This window comes from Streptomyces sp. BV286, from assembly GCF_019090165.1.
Taxonomy (GTDB): domain Bacteria; phylum Actinomycetota; class Actinomycetes; order Streptomycetales; family Streptomycetaceae; genus Streptomyces.
This window is the reverse complement of sequence record NZ_JAHRIB010000028.1, coordinates 54,232-74,728: the sequence shown is the minus strand read 5'-3', so window position 1 is coordinate 74,728 and position 20,497 is coordinate 54,232. Positions and strand designations below refer to the sequence as shown.

General features: G+C 71.8%; 19 protein-coding genes, 1 tRNA gene and 2 pseudogenes. 2 read left to right on the top strand and 20 right to left on the bottom strand.

Going from position 1 to position 20,497, the window contains the following annotated elements:
• From KUF83_RS04040 to KUF83_RS04030, 3 genes are all read right to left on the bottom strand, one after another.
• The coding region (locus KUF83_RS04040; protein WP_217453126.1) for a DEAD/DEAH box helicase at positions 1-1,669 on the bottom strand (1,669 nt) is incomplete at its 3' end.
• 277 nt (positions 1,670-1,946) lie between these two features.
• Positions 1,947-2,465, bottom strand: a complete 519-nt coding sequence (locus KUF83_RS04035; RefSeq protein WP_217453125.1) for a hypothetical protein — start codon at positions 2,463-2,465, stop codon at positions 1,947-1,949.
• A gap of 222 nt (positions 2,466-2,687) precedes the next feature.
• The gene (locus tag KUF83_RS04030; RefSeq protein ID WP_067435541.1) at positions 2,688-3,038 is read right to left on the bottom strand and encodes a metallopeptidase family protein; all 351 of its coding nucleotides are present in this window, start codon (positions 3,036-3,038) and stop codon (positions 2,688-2,690) included.
• 112 nt (positions 3,039-3,150) lie between these two features.
• On the opposite strand from KUF83_RS04030, the gene KUF83_RS04025 reads away from it, so the two are divergent.
• Entirely contained in the window at positions 3,151-4,704 is a 1,554-nt protein-coding gene (locus tag KUF83_RS04025) for a metallophosphoesterase (protein ID WP_217453124.1), read from the top strand.
• A gap of 80 nt (positions 4,705-4,784) precedes the next feature.
• Positions 4,785-4,857, top strand: a tRNA-Glu gene (locus KUF83_RS04020).
• 75 nt (positions 4,858-4,932) lie between these two features.
• On the opposite strand, the gene KUF83_RS04015 is transcribed toward KUF83_RS04020, so the two are convergent.
• From KUF83_RS04015 to KUF83_RS03940, 17 genes and pseudogenes are all read right to left on the bottom strand, one after another.
• Positions 4,933-6,450, bottom strand: a complete 1,518-nt coding sequence (locus tag KUF83_RS04015) for a peptide MFS transporter (RefSeq protein WP_217453123.1) — start codon at positions 6,448-6,450, stop codon at positions 4,933-4,935.
• Between the two features lie 6 nt (positions 6,451-6,456).
• Positions 6,457-7,275: an SAM-dependent methyltransferase gene (locus tag KUF83_RS04010; RefSeq protein WP_217453122.1), complete on the bottom strand. Its 819-nt coding sequence runs from the start codon at positions 7,273-7,275 to the stop codon at positions 6,457-6,459.
• Positions 7,276-7,358: 83 nt separating this feature from the next.
• Positions 7,359-8,618 carry a cytochrome P450 gene (locus tag KUF83_RS04005; RefSeq protein ID WP_217453121.1) on the bottom strand — a complete coding sequence of 420 codons (1,260 nt, stop codon included), beginning with the start codon at positions 8,616-8,618 and terminating at the stop codon, positions 7,359-7,361.
• Positions 8,619-8,620: 2 nt separating this feature from the next.
• Positions 8,621-8,998: an antibiotic biosynthesis monooxygenase gene (locus tag KUF83_RS04000; protein ID WP_308402904.1), complete on the bottom strand. Its 378-nt coding sequence runs from the start codon at positions 8,996-8,998 to the stop codon at positions 8,621-8,623.
• Positions 8,995-9,330, bottom strand: coding sequence for an antibiotic biosynthesis monooxygenase (locus tag KUF83_RS03995; protein WP_217453120.1), 336 nt, complete (start codon positions 9,328-9,330; stop codon positions 8,995-8,997). Before KUF83_RS03995 ends, KUF83_RS04000 begins: the two co-directional genes overlap by 4 nt.
• Before the next feature lies 1 nt (position 9,331).
• Entirely contained in the window at positions 9,332-10,081 is a 750-nt protein-coding gene (locus KUF83_RS03990) for an SDR family NAD(P)-dependent oxidoreductase (RefSeq protein WP_217453119.1), read from the bottom strand.
• Between the two features lie 29 nt (positions 10,082-10,110).
• Positions 10,111-10,827, bottom strand: a pseudogene (locus KUF83_RS03985) (SDR family NAD(P)-dependent oxidoreductase); the annotation flags it as partial.
• A 30-nt stretch (positions 10,828-10,857) separates the two neighbouring features.
• Positions 10,858-11,307 (bottom strand): annotated as a pseudogene (locus KUF83_RS41780) (SRPBCC family protein); the annotation flags it as partial.
• On the bottom strand, positions 11,307-11,570 hold the full coding sequence (locus KUF83_RS03980) for an acyl carrier protein (protein WP_217453118.1): 264 nt from the start codon (positions 11,568-11,570) through the stop codon (positions 11,307-11,309). The gene KUF83_RS03980 and the pseudogene KUF83_RS41780, both read right to left, overlap by 1 nt.
• 29 nt (positions 11,571-11,599) lie before the next feature.
• Positions 11,600-12,868, bottom strand: a complete 1,269-nt coding sequence (locus KUF83_RS03975; protein ID WP_217453117.1) for a ketosynthase chain-length factor — start codon at positions 12,866-12,868, stop codon at positions 11,600-11,602.
• Positions 12,865-14,151: a beta-ketoacyl synthase gene (locus KUF83_RS03970; protein ID WP_217453116.1), complete on the bottom strand. Its 1,287-nt coding sequence runs from the start codon at positions 14,149-14,151 to the stop codon at positions 12,865-12,867. Before KUF83_RS03970 ends, KUF83_RS03975 begins: the two co-directional genes overlap by 4 nt.
• Positions 14,148-14,579, bottom strand: coding sequence for a cupin domain-containing protein (locus KUF83_RS03965; protein ID WP_217453115.1), 432 nt, complete (start codon positions 14,577-14,579; stop codon positions 14,148-14,150). Before KUF83_RS03965 ends, KUF83_RS03970 begins: the two co-directional genes overlap by 4 nt.
• Positions 14,576-14,947, bottom strand: a complete 372-nt coding sequence (locus KUF83_RS03960; RefSeq protein WP_308402903.1) for a TcmI family type II polyketide cyclase — start codon at positions 14,945-14,947, stop codon at positions 14,576-14,578. Before KUF83_RS03960 ends, KUF83_RS03965 begins: the two co-directional genes overlap by 4 nt.
• 238 nt (positions 14,948-15,185) lie before the next feature.
• Positions 15,186-17,093: a BTAD domain-containing putative transcriptional regulator gene (locus KUF83_RS03955; RefSeq protein ID WP_217453114.1), complete on the bottom strand. Its 1,908-nt coding sequence runs from the start codon at positions 17,091-17,093 to the stop codon at positions 15,186-15,188.
• A gap of 411 nt (positions 17,094-17,504) precedes the next feature.
• Positions 17,505-19,379 (bottom strand): asparagine synthase (glutamine-hydrolyzing), encoded by a 1,875-nt coding sequence (gene asnB / locus KUF83_RS03950; RefSeq protein WP_217453113.1) that lies wholly within the window; start codon positions 19,377-19,379, stop codon positions 17,505-17,507.
• Positions 19,376-19,954 carry a hypothetical protein gene (locus tag KUF83_RS03945; RefSeq protein ID WP_217453112.1) on the bottom strand — a complete coding sequence of 193 codons (579 nt, stop codon included), beginning with the start codon at positions 19,952-19,954 and terminating at the stop codon, positions 19,376-19,378. Before KUF83_RS03945 ends, asnB begins: the two co-directional genes overlap by 4 nt.
• Positions 19,951-20,400 (bottom strand): DUF1772 domain-containing protein, encoded by a 450-nt coding sequence (locus KUF83_RS03940; RefSeq protein ID WP_217453111.1) that lies wholly within the window; start codon positions 20,398-20,400, stop codon positions 19,951-19,953. The genes KUF83_RS03945 and KUF83_RS03940 overlap by 4 nt, the downstream gene beginning before the upstream one ends.
• Positions 20,401-20,497 lie beyond the last annotated feature (97 nt).

Genomic DNA, 20,497 nt, shown 5'->3' with positions numbered 1-20,497 from the left:
AGCCGCCCGAGGGACGGTCGTCGCGACGGAACCCGCCACGGTCGCCACCGCGCTCGCCGTCACGACGGTCGTCCCGGCGGAAACCACCCGACGGACGGTCGTCACGACGGTCACGGCGCTCGTAGTTGCCACGGTCGTCACGACGCTGACGCGACTCCTCGCGCACCGGCTCGGCGGCGGCCTGGGCCACCGGCTCCTCGGCCACGGCCACGGCGGCGGCCTCGACGACGGCGGCCGCCTCGGCCAGCGCGGCCTCCGGGTCCTCGCCGCGCTCGCGCGCGGACCGCGCGATCAGCCGGTCGGCCTCCTCGCGCAGCTCGACGGCACGCCGCTGCGCACGCTCCAGCTCCTTGGTGAGCTGCGAGACCTCACGCTCGGCCTGCTGCGCCGCGTTGCCCGCGGACTCGGCCTGGACCTCGGTCATCGACCGGGCACCGGTGATGTCCGCGACCTCCGGGTCGAAGCTGGTGCCCCCCTGGATGATGTGGCGCGAGGCGTCGACGCCCGCGTCCTCCATCAGGCGGAAGATCTGCCGGCGCTGGTGCGGCAGGGACAGCGACACGACCGTGCCGGAGCGGCCCGCGCGGGCCGTACGGCCGGAGCGGTGCAGGTAGTCCTTGTGGTCACCGGCCGGGTCCACGTTCAGGACCAGGTCGATGCCGTCGACGTGGATACCGCGGGCGGCGACGTCGGTCGCGACGAGCGCGTTGACGTAGCCCTTCTTGAAGTCCTCCAGGACGCGGGTGCGGGCACCCTGCGTCATGCCACCGTGCAGCGCGTCGGCCTTCACACCGGAGTCGCAGAGCTGCTCGGCGATGCGGTCGGCGCCCAGCTGGGTGCGGACGAAGATGATCGTGCGGCCCTTGCGGGAGGCGATCGCGGCGGTGACCGGCGCCTTGTCCTTGGGCTTCACGATGAGGATGTGGTGCGACATGGTCGTGACGTTGCCCTGGGCGCTGTCGACCTCGTGCGTCACCGGGTTGGTGAGGTAGCGCTTGACCAGCGTGGAGATCTCGTTCTCCATCGTGGCGGAGAACAGCATGCGCTGGCCGCCGCCCGGGATCTGGTCGAGCAGCTCGGTGACCTCGGGCAGGAAGCCCAGGTCGGACATCTGGTCGGCCTCGTCGAGGACGGCGACCTGGACGTTCTCCAGCGAGCAGGCGCCGCGGCTGATGATGTCGCGCAGCCGGCCCGGGGTGGCGACGAGGACGTCGACACCGCGCTCCAGGGCGTAGATCTGGTTGCCCATCGACGTACCGCCGCAGACGACCTTCATCTTCAGGCCGAGGACGTCGCCGTACGGCTGGAGGGCGTCCGCGACCTGCATCGCGAGCTCACGCGTCGGCGTGAGGATGATGCCGCGGGGCTTCTTCTTCTCGGTGTGGCCGCCGGAGAGCTGCGTGAGCAGCGGCAGACCGAACGAGAGGGTCTTGCCGGAGCCGGTGCGGCCACGGCCGAGGATGTCCTTGCCGGCCAGGGCGTCCGGGATGGTCGCGGCCTGGATCGGGAAGGGGGCGGTCACACCGTTCTGCGCGAGCTTGCGCACGACACCCTCGGGCAGACCGAGGTCGCCGAAGGTGACCTCGGGAGCCGCGGGTGCGGCGGTCTCGTCGACGACGTCCCCGCTGTTCTCGGGCACGACGATGTGATCAGTACTGGAAATGGACATGCGAATGCGAAACCTTCCGGAGTCTCGTCGGCACGCGCCCGTCAACTCCGTGATTTCGCAAACGACCGCCTCAATGCGGTCAGCCACGGCAAGGGAGAGTACGCGCCACGCGGCGCTCTCTGCTTTGGCGCCGGGCAATTGGTATCAAACGATCTACTACCATACGCACCCCCTGCCTCCCAAGGCAAACTGAGTCCGAATCCCCAGGTCAGAGACGTGCGCAAGTCCTCGTGGACGCTCAACCGGACCTCAGCCGGACCTCGACCAAGGCCTCGGCTCAGGCCTCGATCCCGGCCTCCGGCGCCGGTTCCCGACGCTCGACGAGCTGCGGTTCGGGCTCCGGGTGGGCCGAGGACGACGGCTCGGCCGTGGTCGGATCGGGCGACGGCGGAGGCGTCTCCTTGGTGGGCGTCGGCTCCGGCTCCTGACGCGTCGGCGTGGGCTGCGCCTTCGTCGGCGAAGGCGCCCCTGGCCTGGGCTTCTTCCCGTCGCTGTCGTCCTTGCCCGGCTTCTTCGGCGCGGCCGACCCGCTCTCCCCGGCCGAGGGCGACGCCGACCCGGACGCGGACCCGCTCGGCTTCGCCGCCGCGTGTTTTCCGTCACCCGTCCCGTAGTGGCCGCTGCCCCCGCCGCTCACCGCCGACCCCCCGTCCGGCGCCTCGCCGCCCTTGCGGCCCGCCGAGTGCGAGGGCTTGGCCCGGCTCCCCTCGTCGTCTCCGACGCTCATGCAGCCGGCGGTCGCGGCGACGGCCAGGGCCGCGGCGGCCAGACGGACGGGTACGTACATGGCGCGCACGGGCAGCTACCTCCGGAAGGGGGTCTCCCCTGCCCGGTCAAAGCCGGGAGCGCGGGGAAGGGTACGGGGAGTCCCCCTGCCCAACTCCCGCCGCACGCAAGAGGACACGCGACCGCGCGCGGAGAGCGCCAAGCGGTCAGCCGGTGACCAGAAGGCGGCAGGAGAGCGGTCACCGGCGAGCGGCCTCGGGTGCGGGCCGTGCCTCAGCCGTACCCGAGGACCTCAGCCGTACCCGAGGGCGTGCAGCCGCGCGTCGTCGATCCCGAAGTGGTGGGCGATCTCGTGCACGACGGTCACCTCGGTCTCGGCCACCACCTCCTCACGCGACCCGCACATCCGCAGCGTGGGCCCCCGGTAGATCGTGATCCGGTCCGGCAGCACCCCGGCGTACCACTCCCCGCGGTCGGTCAGCGGCGTCCCCTCGTAGAGCCCGAGCAGCTCGGGATCATCGGCGGGCGGCTCGTCCTCGACGAACACCGCCACGTTGTCCATCAACCGCGTCAGCTCCGGCGGAATCCGGTCCAGCGCCTCGGCGACCAGTTCCTCGAACTCCTCGCGCGTCATCTCCAGCACCCCGCCATTGTCCGGTACGAACGCCCGAACGGTTCAGCCGCCGCGTCCCGGAGCCGGACGGGAGGCCGGCCCCGACCGCATATACACCCCGACCGTTGGGCATACGGGCCCAATGGTTCGCGTCCCCGCTGCCGCCGCTCTGCTCCGCGTGCGAAAGGCTCCCCGCACCCTCGTACGCCACTACCGCTCCCGCCGTACCCACCCCGTCGTCGAACTCGTCCACCAGCCGCATCCGTACGCCCGCGCGCTCGGGCTCGTCGCCGTCGTCCTGCTCGGCGCGTGGCTGGGCCTGCTGATCGTCGGGAACGTCCGCGCCCCGGTCGGCCCCATGGACACCACGATGACCCTGCGCCCCTCCCTCACCGGCGGGACGAAGATCAACGTCTCCCCGCTCGGCGCCCTCGAACTGCACAGCCACACGGCCCCCCTCCGCCTCGACGTGGACGTCGACCAGCTCGACCCCGTCCGCTCCCAGGCCCTCGTCGACCACCCGGAACGGCTCTCCGGCCTCCAGGACGAGGTCGTCCAGGACGTCAGCGACGGCACCCTCGATTTGGCCGTACGCTCCTGCGTCGCCGTCGTCTCCGGCGCGACGGCCCTGGGCCTGGCCGTCTACCGCCGCCCCCGCCGGGCCCTCGCGGCGGGCGGCCTGGCGCTGACCCTGCTGGCCGCGTGCGGGGCGACGGCCTTCGCCACCTGGAAGCCCGACTCGGTCCTGGAACCGAAGTTCTCCGGCCTGCTCTCCTCCGCCCCCTCGGTCGTCGGCAACGCCCGCAGCATCGTCAGCGAGTTCGACGTCTACCAGAAGGAGCTGGCCCGCCTGGTGACGAACGTGACCAAGCTGTACGACGTCACGTCCACGCTTCCCGCGTACGCGCCGGACCCCTCCACCATCCGGGTCCTGCACGTCTCCGACATCCACCTCAACCCGGCGAGCTGGAAGATCATCGCCTCGCTCGTGAAGCAGTACGAGATCGACGTCATCGTCGACTCCGGCGACACGATGGACCACGGGACGGCGGCGGAGAACGGCTTCCTGGACCCGGCGGCCGACCTCGGCGCCCCCTATGTCTGGGTGCGCGGGAACCACGACTCGCGGATCACCCAGCGCTACCTGGAACGCATGAAGAACGTGCACGTCCTGGACGACGGCCGGGCCGTGTCGGTCGCGGGCCTGCGGTTCGCGGGCATCGGCGACCCGCAGTTCACCCCCGACCGCTCGGCCGAGGTGGGGGGCACCCGCTCGGAGGTGCTCGCGGGTGCCCGCCTGGCCTCGTCCCTCCGTGACCAGGAGGCGGCCGGCACCCCGGTCGACATCGCCGTCGCGCACAACCCGGACGCCGCCCGTGAGACGGACGGCGACGTGCCCCTCGTCCTGGCGGGCCACGTCCACCGCCAGGAGATGGAGGTCATGAAGTACGGCACGCGGCTGCGCATCGAGGGCTCGACGGGCGGCAGCGGTCTGCGCGCGGTCGAGGGCAAGAACCCCGACCCGATCGAGACCTCGATCCTCTACCTGGACCGTGACACCCGTCGCCTCCAGGCCTGGGACGAGATCAAACTGGGCGGCCTCGGACTCACGACCGCCGAGGTCAGCCGCCACCTCCCGAAGGAGAACCGACCCGGCGCACCGACCTCCCCCACCCCTTCCACCTCCGCCCCGTAAACCGTTTTGGCGATCCCTCCCGACATCCCATATGCTTCTCACGTCCCCGACGCGCTGCGAAGCGCCCAGGCGGGCCGATAGCCCTCATCGTCTAGCGGCCTAGGACGCCGCCCTTTCAAGGCGGTAGCACGGGTTCGAATCCCGTTGGGGGCACTTCACAACGCTGCGTCGCCGCGGGCCGGAAACGGCCCTGTCGGCGCTGTTCGCGCGCGCGGGCGCAGCCCACCGTCACACACCGCTGAACCCGCCCGGCCCGCCGAGCAGTCGGCGCAGCCGCGGGGTACCGAGCGCGACCGCCGTACCCACCGCGACGACGAAGGCTCCCAGCAGCAGGAAGTACGCCGCCAGCGGCAGTACCGCGGTGAGTCGGAACAGCTGGCCTCCCACCACCACCCCCACAGCGCCGAACAGGCCGTTCACCGCGAGCAGTCGGCTGGTGCTGCCGGCCGGAGCGACCGTGGCGGCCAGCGCCAGGCCGGCCGGGGCGAGCGCGATCTCGCCGCAGGAGTAGAGCAGGTAGACCAGCAGCAGCCAGTGCGGGCCGACCGGTCCGCGCTCGGCGAGCAGGGCCGCGACGGCCATCAGCAGAAAGCTGAGCCCGGCCGCGATCAGCGAGCCCGCGAACTTGACGGGTACGTCGATGCGCGGGCCCGCGCGCAGCCACAGCCTGGCGAAGAGCGGAGCGACCAGCAGGACGAACAGCGGGTGCACGGACTGGAACCAACTGGCGGGCACCTCGAAGCCGAACACGTGTCGGTCGGTGTGCCGCTCGGCGAAGAGACTGAGCACCGAACCGCTCTGCGCGAAGATCATCCAGAACGCGGCCGAGGCCGCCATCAGCGCGGTGAACCCGGCGAGCCTGCGCCTGTGCCCCTCTCCCAGCGCGGTGGTCCGGCGCAGTGAGCGCAGGTACCAGAACGGCAGGGTGACCGTGGTGAGGCCGAGGACGGCGAGCACCGCGGTGAGAGGCAGCAGTCCGAACGACGCCGGTGCCACCAGGAACGCGGCCACCGCCCCCGTGACCCAGGCGGCACGTCCGAGCATGGCGACGGCCTCGGGCCGCGGGACCGGACGGGGCGGTCGCGCGCCCACGTCCCCGTACCGGCGCAGGCCCACCGCGAACTGGATCAGTCCCGCCGTCATGCCGAAGGCCGCCGCGGCGAAGCCCAGGTGCCAGGCGACGCGCTCCGCCAGCAGCCCGGTGACGACGGGAGCGATGAGCGCGCTGACCTGGATGCACATGTAGAAGAGCGAGAAGGCCGCCTCACGGCGGCCCGCCCCGTCGCCGCTGACCCCCGCGACCATGGCCGCCATGGCCGGTTTGACCAGGCCGGTGCCCGCGACGACCAGCAGCAGCCCGGCGTAGAGCGTGCCCGTCGCCGGCAGTGCGAGCACCGCGTGGCCGCAGGTGATGAGGACACCGCCGAGCAGCACCGCCCGGCGCGCACCGAGCACCCGGTCGGCGAGCCAGCCGCCGGGCAGCCCGGCCATGAAGCTGAGCGACATGTAGGCCGCGAAGACCGCGGTGGCCGTCTGCGGGGCCATGCCCATGCCGCCGCGCGTCTCGGAGGCGGTCAGGTAGAGGACCAGGATCGCCGCCATGCCGAAGAAGCTGAACCGCTCCCACAGGTCGACCGCGAGCAGGGTGCCGAAGCCGGGCCGTCGACCGTCGTCCGGCGCCTCCGCGGCCGCCGAGGCCGCCGGGGCGGGCGCGGGAGTTCCCGGCGCGGTGAGGGGGGTGTCCACCCGAGGTCACCGGGCCGGCTTGAGCGCCACTCCGGCGAGCATCGCGAGCCCCGGGTCGGGGGTCTCTCCTGGCTCGGGACGCCACAGCGGAGCACGGACCACGCCGGGGTCGACGAGGTCGAAGTCCGCGAACAGCGCGGCGAGTTCCTGGTTGTCGCGCCAGATCACCTGGCTCACCGCGCCCCGGTACTGCTCGGCGGCCTCCGGTGCGGCCCGCGGAACCTCCTCCGCGCCGGCGTGCGAGATCACCAGGGCGCTGCCCGGCGCGAGCCCCTCGGTGTACTGGCGGACCAGGGCGAGTGGATCGTCACCGTCCGGCACGAAGTGCAGTACCGCGGCGAGGATCAGGGCGACCGGCTGCCCGAAGTCGATCAGCCGACGGGTGTCCTCCGCCTCCAGGATCTCCCGGGTCTTGTGGAGGTCGCCCTGGAACACGGCCGCCCGCGGTTCGCCGTCCAGCAGCGCCCGGCCGTGCGCGACGGCCACCGGGTCGATGTCGACGTACACGACCTTGCTGTCGGGGTGTGCGGCGAGGGCCACGTCGTGCACGTTGCCCTCCGCCGGGATGCCCGAGCCGATGTCCAGGAACTGCCGTATGCCGAGAGCCGACAGCTCCCGTACCGCGCGGCGCAGGAAGGCACGGTTGGCCTTGAGCGTGGCGGGCAGGTCCGGGTTGCCCGCCGCGACCTTGCGGGCGAGCTCCCGGTCCACCGGGAAGTTGTGGGTGCCGCCGATCCAGTAGTCGTACACCCGGGCGATGCTCGGGGTGTCGATGTCGACCTCCGGCGGCGCCCATGCGGGGCGCTCGGTGTCCAGACGTTCCACGTGTGTCTCCTCCAGTCGGTACGGGGTGTGCGGGGCTGCGCGGCGGCGGTACGGGGTCGTGTCGGGCTGTCGGGGCCGGGCCGCTACGCCGTGAACACCGGGAGTTCCTCCAGGCCGCGCATCATCAGGCTGCTGCGCCAGCGCAGTTCGCCCGCGTCCACGGCGAGCCGCAGTCCGGGGAAGCGCGCGAAGAGGCGGCTGATGACGATGTGTCCTTCGAGCCGGGCGAGCGGGGCGCCCAGGCAGTGGTGGATGCCGTGGCCGAAGGCGACCGAGGCGCTGTGGGAGCGGGTGATGTCCAGCCGGTCCGGGTCGGGGTAGCGCGCCGGGTCCCGGCTCGCGGCGCCGAGCGAGATGGTGACGAACTCGCCCTCGGGGATGACCACGGAACCGACCTCGACGGGCTCGGTGGTGAACCGCCAGGTGGCGTTGCTGACCGGACCGTCGTACCGGAGGAACTCCTCGACGGCCGCGGGCCACAGCGACTCGTCCGCCGCGAGTTGCTCGCGCGCCTCCGGGTGGCCGAGCAGGGCGAGGGTGCCGTTGCCGATGAGGTTGACCGTGGTCTCGTGGCCGGCCACGAGGAGCAGGAACGCCATGGAGATCAGTTCGTCGGCCGACAGTTTGTCGCCCGCGTCCTGGGCGTGGACGAGGTCGGTGAGCATGTCGTCGGCCGGTTCGGCCCGCTTGGTCTCGATCAGCGCCTGAAGGTAGGCGATCATCGACGCGCTGGCCTCGCGCACCTCGTCGGTGCCCGCGCCGGAGACGAGCAGGTTGGACCAGCGGCGGAACTCGGCGCGGTCGTCGGGGGGCACGCCGAGCAGCCAGCAGATGACCGTGAACGGCACCGGGAAGGCCAGGGCCTCCATGAGGTCCGGGTTTTCCTGCCCGGCCATGGCGTCCAGCAGTTCGTCGGTGAGGACGGTGATGCGGGGCCGCAGGGACTCGACCCGGCGCGCGGTGAAGGCCCTGCCGACGAGCCGGCGCAAGCGGGTGTGGTCCGGCGGGTCGCTGTCGAGCATGTGCACGCTGAGCACGTGGGGGAACTGGCTGCGTTCACCCGACTCCGCGAGGAACTCGCGTTGTTTTTCGGGGTCGGCGAAGTTGCCCGGGATGAGGTCCTTGCCGATCCGCATGTCCTTGCTCAGCCGGGGATCGGCGAGCAGCGCCCGGGAGTGCTCGTATCCGGTGACCAGCCAGGTGCGCAGTCCGTTCGGAGTCGTCACGGGCACGGCGGGCGCGCTCTGCCGCAGTTCGGCCAGCGCCTCGTGGGGGTTCTGATGGAAGGCGGGCGTGAACAGGTCGGCCGGCCTGGCGGTCTGCGTGCCGTCCGTAGGGGGCATGCTCAGACTCCTTCCGTGATGTCGGCCGCGCCGGGTGCGCGGGTGGTTTCGGTGAGGCCGGCGGTCCGGTCCGCCGGGTAGCGGGCGAGCTCCTCGTAGATCTCGAAGGGCCGGTCCCGGCCGGTGTCGCGGAACGGCCGCAGCGGGGCGGTCTGCTCCTTGTGGGCGCCGCCGCTCTCCCAGGCGGTGAACGCCTCCCAGTCGGACCAGCGGCTCACCACGACATGGGCGTGCGGGTCGGCGAGGGCGTGCAGCAGTTTGTTGCCGAGCAGTCCGGGTGTGCCCGCCATACGGCGGCTGGCCTCGTGGTAGGCGCTCAGTACCCGGTCCGGGTCGTCACACAGGTGGTAGAGCACCACCTCGACCGCGCCGGAGGTCACGATGGACCGCCGGCGGCGCCCGTCAGGGCGGCGACGACGTGCATGGTCGTCATGGAGCCGCCGCTGCGGTAGGGGTGCAGCTTCTGCCGGTGCTCCAGATGCCGGTCGCTGGTCTCGAACTCGCGGAACCGCGGCTCGTCCACCCAGTCGCTGACGATGTAGTAGACGCCGCTCTCCTCGACGCTGCGGGACAGCCACTGGCCGAGGTTGGCGGGGTGGTCGGTGACCGAGGCGCCGACCTCCTGCCACACCTTCTCGAACTCGCCCTCCACGCCCGGCTTGATCTGCATGCGCAGCATGACCCGGAACACCTGGTCCGACAGCTCGGGCATGTCAGATCCCCCCGTCGACGTTGAGCGTCTCGCCGGTGATGTACGCGGAGGCGTCGCTGAGCAGGAACAGCACCGGGCCGGCCAGTTCTCCGACGGTGCCCAGCCGGGCGAGCGCGGTCTTGCGGGAGTACGTGGCGCGCAGGCCGTCGGCGCGGTCCGCGGGCATGGTGGCGAAGGCCTCGGTCTCGATCACGCCGGGTGCGACGACGTTGACCCGTACGCCCCGCGGACCGAGTTCCTTGGCGAGCGAGCGGGTCAGCCCGATCATGGCGGCCTTGGCCGCGGTGTAGTGGGCGCGCAGCGGAATGCCCGCCGCGGCACCACGCGAACCGATGTTGACCACCGAGGAGCCGGCGCCGAGCAGCGGCAGCGACTGCTGGATGACGCGGTAGGCGGACGTGAGGTTGGTGTCGAGGATCCTGGACCACTCGTCGGCGGGCAGGTCGGCGAAGGGGATGTGACTGATCACCCCCGCGTTGTTGACGATGCCGTCGAGCCGTCCGAAGCGGTCCTTGGCCTCGCCGACGAGCCGGTCGACCTCGGCGATGTCGCCGACGTCCGCGCGCAGGACGTGGTGGTCGCCCGCGGTCTCCTTGAGGGCGGCGGTCAGGCTGTCGACGGCCTCGCTCTCCTGCCGGTAGCAGGTGAGGACGTCGGCGCCGGCCTCGGCCGCGGCGAGGACGACGCCCCGCCCGATGCCCCGGGTGCCGCCGGTGATGAGCAGTTTCCTGCCGTGCAGTGCGAGTTCCACTGGAAATACCTCCGTGGCTGGGACGCGGCTCAGACGCAGCCGTCGACGTGGATGTTCTGGCCGGTGACGTAGGTGGCGTGATCGCTGACGAGGAACAGCACGGCCTGGGCGATGTCGTCGACGGTCCCGAGCCGGCCGAGCGCGGTGAAGGAGGCGAAGGTGGCCCGCTGCCGCTCGGCCTCCTCGGCGGGGAGCTCGTCGAGCGCTTCGGTGGCGACACGGCCGGGCGAGACCGTGTTGACGCGGATGCCGCGCGGGCCGAGTTCACGGGCCAGAGAGCGGGTCATGCCGACCAGCGCCGACTTCACGGCGGTGTAGTGGACACCGCCGGCCATGCCGATGAAGGCGACCGTGGAGCCGATGTTGATGACGGAGGAGCCCTGGCCGAGCAGGGGCAGGGCGCGCCGGGTGACCAGGTGGGTGGCGTTCAGGTTGCCCTGGACGGTGGCGGCCCACTCGTCGGATCCCAGTTCGGCGTACGGCTGGGGCCGGAAGGTGCCGGCGTTGTTGACGACGGCGTCCAGCCCGCCGAGGCTCGCCTCGCACTCGGTGATCAGCCGGTCCACGTCCGCCTCGTCCGCGGCGTCGGCCCGCAGCACGTGATGCTTGCCCGGGGTGCGGGCGAGCTCCTGCTGCAGGGTGGCGACGGCCTCGCCGGGGGTGCGGTAGCAGGTGAAGACGTCCGCGCCGGCGCGGGCCGCGGCGAGCACGATGCCCCGTCCGATGCCTCGGGTGCCGCCGGTCACCAGGACCCGCTTGCCCTCCAGTTGGCGGCCCGCCCGGGCCGCGGTCTCGACCTTGGCCTTGATCAGCCGCATCTGGACGGCGGTGTTGCGGTTGAGCCGGGCGGTCATCCCGGCGTCGTCGATCGGAGCCCCGGGCTTCATCTCGAAGTCCTGGATCCACCGCATCCGTACACCGGTGGGCACTTCCTCGTACTCCCAGCGGATGTTCATGTGGGCGAAGGGGCCGGTCTCGACCCGGCGGGCGACGACGGTGCGGGTCGCGGGGTCGGGGGTGCGCTCGGAGACCCAGCTCCAGACCGTGCCGTTCTCGTCGGGATACAGGGCGAGCCGGAAGGTGACGGTGTCGCCGTCCTGGCCGAGGATCTCGGCGGAGGCGTACTCGGTGAACAGCCGCGGCCAGGAGGCCACGTCGTTGGTCATCGACCACACCAGGTCCATCGGTGCCTCGATGACGATCGCGTTGTCGGTGTGTCCTGCCATCAGACGTGGGCCTCCGTGAGCCGGGCGAGCACGTAGGTCAGGGCCTCGCGCGGTGTCTGGGTGTGTTCCAGGTCGCCGTCGGGGATCTGGATGCGGTACTCGCGCTCGACGCGGTTGGTGAGTTCCAGCAGGGCGAGGGAGTCGTATCCGAGGTCGGAGAACGCGGTGTCGGCGAAGTCCTCGCCGTCCAGATCGGTCTGTTCGTCGACTCCGCCGCTCGCGCGCAGAATCCGTTTCAGGTCGTCGAGGGTGAACTCCGGCATGGGCCCGCCTTTCGTACGTCGTCGGTCGGTCACTTGTTGGGGGCGTCGCGGTCACCGGCGCCGACCACCAGCGCGGAGGTGAACCCGCCGTGCCCGCGGGCCAGCACCAGGGCGGTGCGCGGATCGGTCTGCCGCGGACGGTCGAGTACGAGGTCGATCTCACAGCCGGGTGCCGGCCGGCCCAGTCCCGCGGTGTGCGGTACGACACCGGCGCTCAGCGCGAGGAGCGCGGTCGCCACGTCCAGCGCGGCGCCGCCCGCGTAGAGCCGTCCGGTGAGCGTCTTCGGGGCGGTCACCGGCACTCCGCCGGGCCCGAAGACCTCGGCGATGGCACGTGCCTCGGCGAGGTCCTCGGTGGGTACGCCGGACGCGTCGGCGAAGACCATGTCGACGGCGTCCGGGGTGAGTCCGGCGTCGGCGAGCGCACGCCGGATGACGGACACCAGCACCGAGTGGCGCCCGGCCGAACGGTCCGCCGTGGGGTCGAAGCCGGCCGCGTAGCCGAGGAGTTCGCCGTACGCCGGGACTCCGCGTGCCCGTGCCGCCTCCGCGCCCTCCACCACGAGGATGGCGCCGCCCTCGCCCGGGACGAACCCGGAAGCCGCCGCGTCGAAGGGCAGATAGGCGCGGGCTGGGTCGTCCTCGGTGGAGAGGTTGCCGGTGGACAGCTGCGCCACCAGGCCGTACGGGCAGAGAGAGGCGTCGGTGCCGCCGCTGAGGACGAGCCGGGAACCGGTGTCCAGCAGCCGGCGGGACTGGCCGAGGGCGTCCAGGCCGCCGGCCTGTTCGCCGCAGACGACTCCGCAGGGGCCGCGCATGCCGTGCCGGATGGAGACCTGGCCGGTGGTGGCCGCGTAGAACCAGGCGATGGACTGGTAGGCGCCGACCCAGGAGGAGCCCTGCTGGTAGAGCCTCTCCATCTCGTGCTGGCCGAACTCGGTGCCGCCGGAGGAACTGGCCGTCACCACCGCCATCTCGTACTCCGGCATGGTCGCCGGATCGGCGGCCGCGTCCGCCAGGGCGTCCGCGGCGGCGGCCAGGGCGAAGTGCGTGAACCGGTCGGTCTGCGGAACGAGCCGCCCAGGTACCTGTTCACCGGCCCGGAAGCCGGGGACCTCGCCGGCGACCCGGACGGGGTAGCCGGTCGGGTCGAACCTGGTGATCCGGCCGAGGCCGCTCTTGCCCGCGAGCACCGACTCCCAGTGCCGGGCCGCGCCGAGACCGGTCGGCGCGACCACTCCGAGGCCGGTGACCACGGACCGGCCGCGGCGGCCGGGGCGAAGGCCGGAGGCACTCATGCGGCCTCCTTCCGCGAGGCCGTGGGCCGGCCCAGCACCATCGCCGTCTGGAAGCCGCCGAAGCCACTGCCCACGCTGAGCACCCGGTCCATGCGGTGTTCCCGCGCCGTCACCGGTACGTAGTCGAGGTCGCACTCGGGGTCGGGTGTGGACAGGTTGGCGGTCGGCGGGACGACCTGGTGACGCAGGGCGAGAGCGCAGGCGGCGACCTCCAGTGAGCCGATGGCGCCCAGGGAGTGCCCGATCATCGACTTGATGGAGCTGATCGGCACTTCGTGGGCGCGCGCACCGAGGCTGCGCTTGAACGCGGCGGTCTCGTGCCGGTCGTTCTGCTTGGTGCCCGAGCCGTGCGCGTTGATGTAGTCGATGTCGCCCGGGTCCAGCCGCGCCCGGTCCAGGGCGACCCGGATGGCCTCGGCCATCTCCCGGCCGTCGGGTTTGAGGCCGGTCATGTGGAAGGCATTGCTGCGGCCGGCGAAGCCGAGGATCTCGGCGTACACGGTGGCGCCGCGGCGCCTGGCGGACTCCAGCTCCTCGATCACCATGACGGCGGAGCCCTCGCCCAGCACGAAGCCGTCCCGCCGTCCGTCGAAGGGCCGGGAGGCGTGCTCGGGGTCGTCGTTGTTGGCGGTGGTGGCCTTGATGGCGTCGAAGCAGGCGGAGGTGATCGGCGACAGCGGAGCGTCGGTAGCACCCGCCAGTACGACGTCGGCGGTGCCCTCCTCGATGAGCTGGACGCCGTACCCGATGGCGTCCAGGCCCGAGGTGCAGCCGGTGGAGATCAGGGTCACCGGCCCTTCGGCCCCGGCCTGCCGGGCCACCTCGACGGCGAGGGTGCTGGGCACCATGTGGCCGTACAGGTGGGGGACGCCGTAGCTGTGGTCGACCAGCCAGTTCCGGCCGCCGTCGGAGAGCACGGCGTACTCCTCTTCGAGGCCCATGGTGCAGCCGACGGCACTGCCGATGCTCACGGCGATCCTTTCCGGGTCGGCGCCCGGCAGTTCGATGCCGCTGTCCGCGACGGCCTCGCGGGCGGCGACGACGGCGAACTGGCCGGCCCGGTCCATCCGGCGCGCCTCCTGCGGGCCGAGTCCGGCCGCGAGCGGGTCGAAGTCGCACTCGGCGGCGACCTGGGAGCGGAATCCCGTCGCGTCGAACAGGCTGATGCGGCGAGTCGCGGTGCGGCCGGCGGTGAGCAGGTCCCAGTAGGCCTCCCGACCGGGTCCGCCCGGCGCGACGGTTCCCACTCCGGTGATCACCGCGCGCCGGTGCGGCGGCGTCATCGGGCCGCTCCGACATCGGGGTTGCCCGCGCCCTCGTCGAGCGGCTGCTCGGTGTCGATGTGGCCGAGTTCGGGGCGAGGAGCGAGCGGTGAGAGGTGGAAGACCGCTTCGGCCGGTACGGAACCCGTGTTCACCAGCCGGTGACGTACGCCGATGGGCACCAGCAGTGAGTCACCGGGGCCGAGTTCGACCGGGGCCCCGCCGTCCAGGCTCATCTCCAGCCGGCCCTGGACCACGTGCAGGAACTCCTCGGAGTACGGGTGGAGGTGCTCGGTGACGTGGTGACCCGGGGCCAGCCGCAGCACTCCGCCGAAGCCCGAGGTGCAGCCGACGGTCTTGGGGCTGAGGGTGACGCGGATGTCGCCGCCGCGCTTGGTGTTGGCGGCCACGGCGTCCACGGAGACCCTGGTCGTGGCGGGGGCGCTCATCGGGCACCGCCGAGGTTCGCCGACCGCGGGGCGCCGGCCTGCGGCCCCTGCTGGGGGGTCCAGGAGTAGAAGGGCACCGCCATCGCGTCCTTGGGCTCCCGCCAGTTGGGGTCGTAGGGGGAGATGAACTGGCCGAGTCGAGTGTTGATGTCTTCGTAGAGCGGGTGGCTGCGTGCCTTGTAAAGGTTCGGCGCGATGTCCTGTTCGGCCTCCACCAGGTGGAAGTACAGGTTGTGGAACGCGAAGAGCGTCCGCCGCGACACCCCCACCAGATGCGGTAGTTCGGTGCTGTCCGAATCGGCGAAGACCTGCGCGACGCCCTCGGCGTCGGCGAGGTCCATCCTCGCCACGATCAGCGTTCGGTGCACGATGTCCTCCCGGCTTGTCGGTTCTGTGTTCACCCTGGTCGGCGGGGGTCGAAGCGCTCTCGAAGGCTCCTGGAGAACCGCTGACGCCGCTGCCCGGACCCGGTGACGGGCCGGACACAGCACGACGGTCCGCCGCACCGTGGGTGCGACGGACCGTCGTGGACATGGGGCACTGAGCGTCGTGGATCGCGGGTGGGACCGCGGGCGCGTTACGGCGTGGTGCGCGGGACGGGCCCGGTCAGCGGGGGCCTCCGGCCTTCATCAGGGTGACACTGGCCCCGCCGCGGCTGACGACGTTGGCAGTCCGTCCGGTCGGTACGTCCCCGGCGGACACGTCCCGTTGCAGAAGGATCAGCGCCTGCCGGGTGAGCCGGGGCACGGAGTACAGCGGTTCGGCGCCCGGTGCCATGTGTTCCTCCACGAGATGGACGTCGACGAGGTATTCGAGGAGCGTCTCTGCGTCACCGGTACCCGGGCACATCCGCGCGGTCACCTCGTCGAGACTCCAGCGTGCGCGCCCGCGCTGGAGCAGCAGGCGCAGCAGCTCCTGGGAAGGGCCCGGGAGGTGCCGGTGGCTCGCGGCCACCGTGGTCATCAGCGACTGGGTTCCGGCGGGCAGTTCGAGCAGCGTCCGCGGGTTGCCGCGCAGCCGCAGCGCCAGCCGGGCGGCCGACCAGCCGGGCCGGGCGGTCAGCCGGCCGGCCACCGCCCTGACCGCCAGCGGCAGCCCTTCGCACATGGCCATCAGCTCCTGCACGGCCGCGGGGTCCTGCTGCCGGGACCTCTCCCCGGCGACACGGTCGTACAACTGGAGGGACTCCTCGGCCGACAGGGCGGGGAGCCCGACCTTGCGTCCGGTGGAGAGGCTGTGCGCCCGGTAGCGGTTGGTGGCGATCACCGCGCAGCCGGAACCGCCCGGCAGCACGGCGCGGAGCTGTGAGGCGGCGAGCACGTCGTCCACCACGACCAGGACCCTGCGGTCCGCGGTCCAGGTACGGAAGAGCCGGCTGAGCTCGTCGAGCCCGGTGGGCTGCTTCTCGCGCGGTATGCCGCAGGCGCCGAGGCAGGCCGACAGCACGTCGGCGAGCTGCTGGGACCCTTCACCCACGGCGGACAGGTCGATGAAGAGCTGTCCGTCGGGGAAGCACGGGCGCAGTCGGTGGGCGGCCCGGACGGCGAAGGCGCTCTTGCCGACACCGGGCGGGCCGTGCACCTCCACGACCCGCATGCCGGTACTGGCCCGGTCTCCCCCGAGGAAGGTCTCCAGCTGGCTCAGTTCCCTGTCCCGGCCGATGAAGTCGCCGACCTCGGCGGGGAGCTGAGCCGGTCCGGGCCCCGAGCGGCGCCCGGCGGGTGCGGTCTTGACCGAGGGCAGCCCCTTGAGGTGGCCGCGGTCCGCGAGCACCTCCTGGTGGAGCCGCTGGAGCTGGGCCGAGGGTTCCAGCCCGAGCTCCTCGACCAGATGGCTGCGCAGGGTGCGGAAGGTGTTGAGGGCGTCCGGCCGGCGGCCGCAGCGATGCATGGCCCGCATGAGCTGTCCCGCGAACGCCTCGTGGGTGGGGTGGGTACGGAAGGCCTCGGACAACTCGTCCAGCACGGCGTGGTGACGGCCGAGTTCGAGCTCCAAGGAGAAACGTTGCTCCTGGACGCTCTTGCGACGCTCTTCGAGCTGTGTCGACCACGCCGAGAGCCGGCGCCCGGCGGTGACGTCGACGAGGGCCCCGCCGTACCACAGGGAGAGCGCCTCCTTGAGCGTGCGGGCGGCTTCCTCCTCGGCGCCGGACCGGTGCTGTGCCATGCCCTGCTCGGTGAGCTGCTCGAACCGGTAGGCGTCCACCGACTGCTTGTCGTCCAGCCGGAGTTCGTAGCCGCCCACTCTGGTCAGGAGTGCGGGGCAGCCGCGCGGCGGTCGGGAGCCGAAGTGCGCGCCGTTCTGTCCGGTGGCGAGCAGTAGTTTACGGCGAAGTTGATAAATGTAGGTTTGCAAGGTGGTCAGTGCGCTGAGCGGCGGGTGATCCTCCCACAGCTCCTCACACAGCTGGTCGGCGCTGACCAGCGAGTTGGCATTGAGCACCAGCAGGGCAAGCACCTGACGCAGTTTGGGTGCGGAAGGTGTGACGTCCTCCCCGTTCCTGCGTACTCGCATTGAGCCCAGCAGACCGATCTCTATCACTGCATTCCCCCTGGGTGCGCCGCCTGGTGGGGTGGCGGCCATCGATGGGCCTCGCATTTCACTAAGCCTGTCGGTTATTCCCCTTCCTGCATCATTTGCTATTAAGTGAAACATCCATCCCGGGGGCAGGCCGAAAAAATTGCCCGCCCTTTACCGAAGAAAGCGGCTTCCACAAAAATGTATTCGGGTTCAACAATCCAGAGAGGTCGGTCGGTCACTGCAATTCGGGAACAGCAAACCGGCCCCCCTGCCCGAAGCCCGGTGCGGAATATGGAATTCCACTCCGAATACCGCATTTCCACTGCCTACCTGGGCGTACCCTATTACTTCACGCACATGGATGACAAGGTGCACATTTCTCGGACCGGGTGGCGGCCGGCCTCCTCACAGACGCAGCTCGACCCGGTAGTCCGTCAGCCAGGTGTTGAGCTGGAGCACCATCTCCATGCTCGCCCGCTCCACCCAGGCGAAGGCGCCACTGGGCGCCGCCGCCGCGCCCAACGCCGCACGGGTCGCCTCGGCGTCAAGCAGCGGGGCGACCAGGGCCGCCCGGTCCCGCGCCACCTCCTCGAAGCGTTGCCCCACGAACTCCCCGTACGCGGCTTCCTGGACCGTCGGATAGGCGCTCTTGGGCCGGTTGAGCACCCGCTCCGGCAGCAGGTCCGCGACGGCGGCCCGCAGCAGGCTCTTCTCCTGGCCGTTCACCCGCTTCAGCTCGGCCGGGACGTTGTAGACGTACTCGACCAGCGCCCGGTCGCAGAACGGCGGACGGAGCTGCACTCCGTGCGCCATGCTCATCCGGTCGGCCCGGTCCAGATGGGTCGGGGCCCAGCGGGTCAGCGCCAGATAGGTGACCTCACGAGCCCTGCGCTCGGCGGGTCCCTCCCCCGCCAGATGCGGGACCTCGGTGAGCGCGTCGCGGTAGTGCTGGTCGGCGTACTCCATGAAGGCCAGTTCCTTGCGGAGCGTACGGTCCACCAGTGAGCAGCCGAGACCGCCCGCGGCGGCGTCGTGCCCGCGCTCGAAGGAGACCCACGGGAAGGTCGTGGAGTTGCTGTGCCCCGGGTCGTACGCCCAGAAGTAGCCGTTGAACACCTCGTCGGCCGTCTCCCCGGAGAGCACCGCCGTGATGCCCGCGCCGCGCAGCGCCTTGAAGAACAGCAGCAGTGAGACGTCCATGTCCCCGAGCGGGGACGGTACGTCCTGGCTGTGCAGCGCGGCGGCGTGCGTCCGCGGGTCGGCGAGCGCCGCGGTCTCCAGCAGGATCTCGGTGTGCTCGGTGCCGATGTGTTCCGACGCGAGGGCCGCGTAAGGAGCGTCGGGGGTGGCACGCATCGTCGGATGCGGCTCGAAGTTCTCCGCGTATCCGGAGAAGTTCACCGAGAACGAACGGAGCCCGCCGTTGCCCGCCATCCGTGTCTCACGTGCCGCGAGCGCGGTCAGCGCGCTGGAGTCGATCCCTCCCGAGAGCATCGCGCCGACCGGCACGTCCGCACGCAGATGCGAGGCCACCGCCGCGGAGAGCAGTGTCCGCACCGTCTCGACGGTGGTCTCCGGGCTGTCGGTGTGCGGCCGGGCGGGCAGCGACCAGTGGCGCCGGTGCCCGGTGCCCGTCGCGCGCACGGTCAGCGCGTGGCCGGGCAGGACCTCGCACACTCCCCTGAAAACCCCGGTGCCCGGCTTGCGGCTGTGCGCGAACAGCTCCCGCAGCCCGTCGGCGTCGACGACCGGCCGCACCACCGGATGGGCCAGCAGCGCCTTGGGCTCGGAGCCGAAGAGCACCCCGGACGGGGTCAGGAAGTAGCACAGCGGCTTCACCCCCAACCGGTCGCGGACCAACAGCAGTTCCTGCCGCCGCACGTCCCACACGGCAACGGCGAACAGCCCCTCCAGCCGGGACGGGAACGCGGCACCCCACTCCAGGTAGGCGTGCAGCGCCACCTCCGCGTCGCCGTGTCCGGTGAACCGGTGCCCCTTGGCGGCCAGTTCCCGGCGCAGCTCCACATGGTTGGTGACCGCCCCGTCCAGGGTCAGCACGGCCACCGGGCGCCCGGACTCGGACTCCACGACGGCCGGCTGCGCGCCGTTCTCCGCGTCGAGCAGCGCGAGCCGCCGGTGGGCCAGCGCGGCATGCCCCTCGATCCACTCGCCCGAACCGTCGGGGCCGCGGTGCGCGAGCGCCGCCGCCATCGCCCGTACGGTGGGGCCCTCGGGCGTCAGGTCCCGCTCGAAGTCCACCCAGCCGGCGATTCCGCTCATCGTGGTGTCCTCTCGTTCGCTGCGTCTGATGCGTGACTGGTGTCCGGTGCGTGACTGGTGTCCGGTGCGTGGGCGTTGTCCGGTGCCGGGCCGTCGTGCGGTGCCGGGAGGTGGACGATCTCCACCAGGGAGAGCCCTTGGCGGGCGACGGCCTCCTGGAACTCACCGAGCCCCGGCGTGCCGTCACCGTGCACCGCGATGCCCAGCCGGCGCGGTGCCGCCTCCCCGTATCTGCGATACAGCTCCAGATAGCCGCGCGCGGTGCGCTCCGCGTCCGCGACCAGCGCGAAACGCACCGGTCGCCGCTCCCCGCGCCAGGTCAGCGCGCCCTCCGCGCCGCCCGCGAAGTTGTGCCGCCAGCCGCTGCCGGTCGCGACGACCAGCGCGTCACCGAGGGCGTGCACCCCGGCGGGGACGCTGTACGTGTGTCCGCTGCGCCGGCCCGTGAAGTGCAGCAGCGCGATCCGGGCGGCCACCGGTCCGGGGTCGGGGCTCGACAGCATCTCCCGCATCCGGGCGTCGGCCGCCGCGCGGTCCTTCTCGCCGGGCAGGTCACGGACGACGGCGGGGCTCATGACACCACCACCGCGGCGGCCGTCAGCGCGCAGCCGGTGACCGCCAGGCAGGTGCGCACCAGATGCCAGTCGCGCCAGGCCGGCCGCGGGTCCCGCCAGCCGGGACCCAGGTCCTCGGGCCGGGTCCGCTTGACCGTCCGGTTGATCGGCACGTTCCTGGTCTGGGACACCACGGCCACCCCGGCCATGCAGAGCGCGGCGACCGCGAACAGCGTCCGCGGACCACCCGACGCCCGGACCGCGAGCACCACGTCGGCGACCGTGGAGCCGGCGACGATGAACGGCATGATCCGGTCGTAGCGTCGGCCCAGCAGGATGTGCGTGGACACGTACCTCTCCGGCGTCATCGCGATCAGCGCGGGCATCACACTCACCGCGACCGCGAAGAGCACCCCCGCGACCAGGCCGGTGCCCGTCAGCACCAGCACACTCAAAGCCTCCACCACCGCTTCCGCCCTCCTTCGAGTCCGACTCCGCACTTCGGGCCTGGAACAGCTCGAACCTGTCAGGGGCACCTCGGACGGCACTCGAATCCACCTGGGA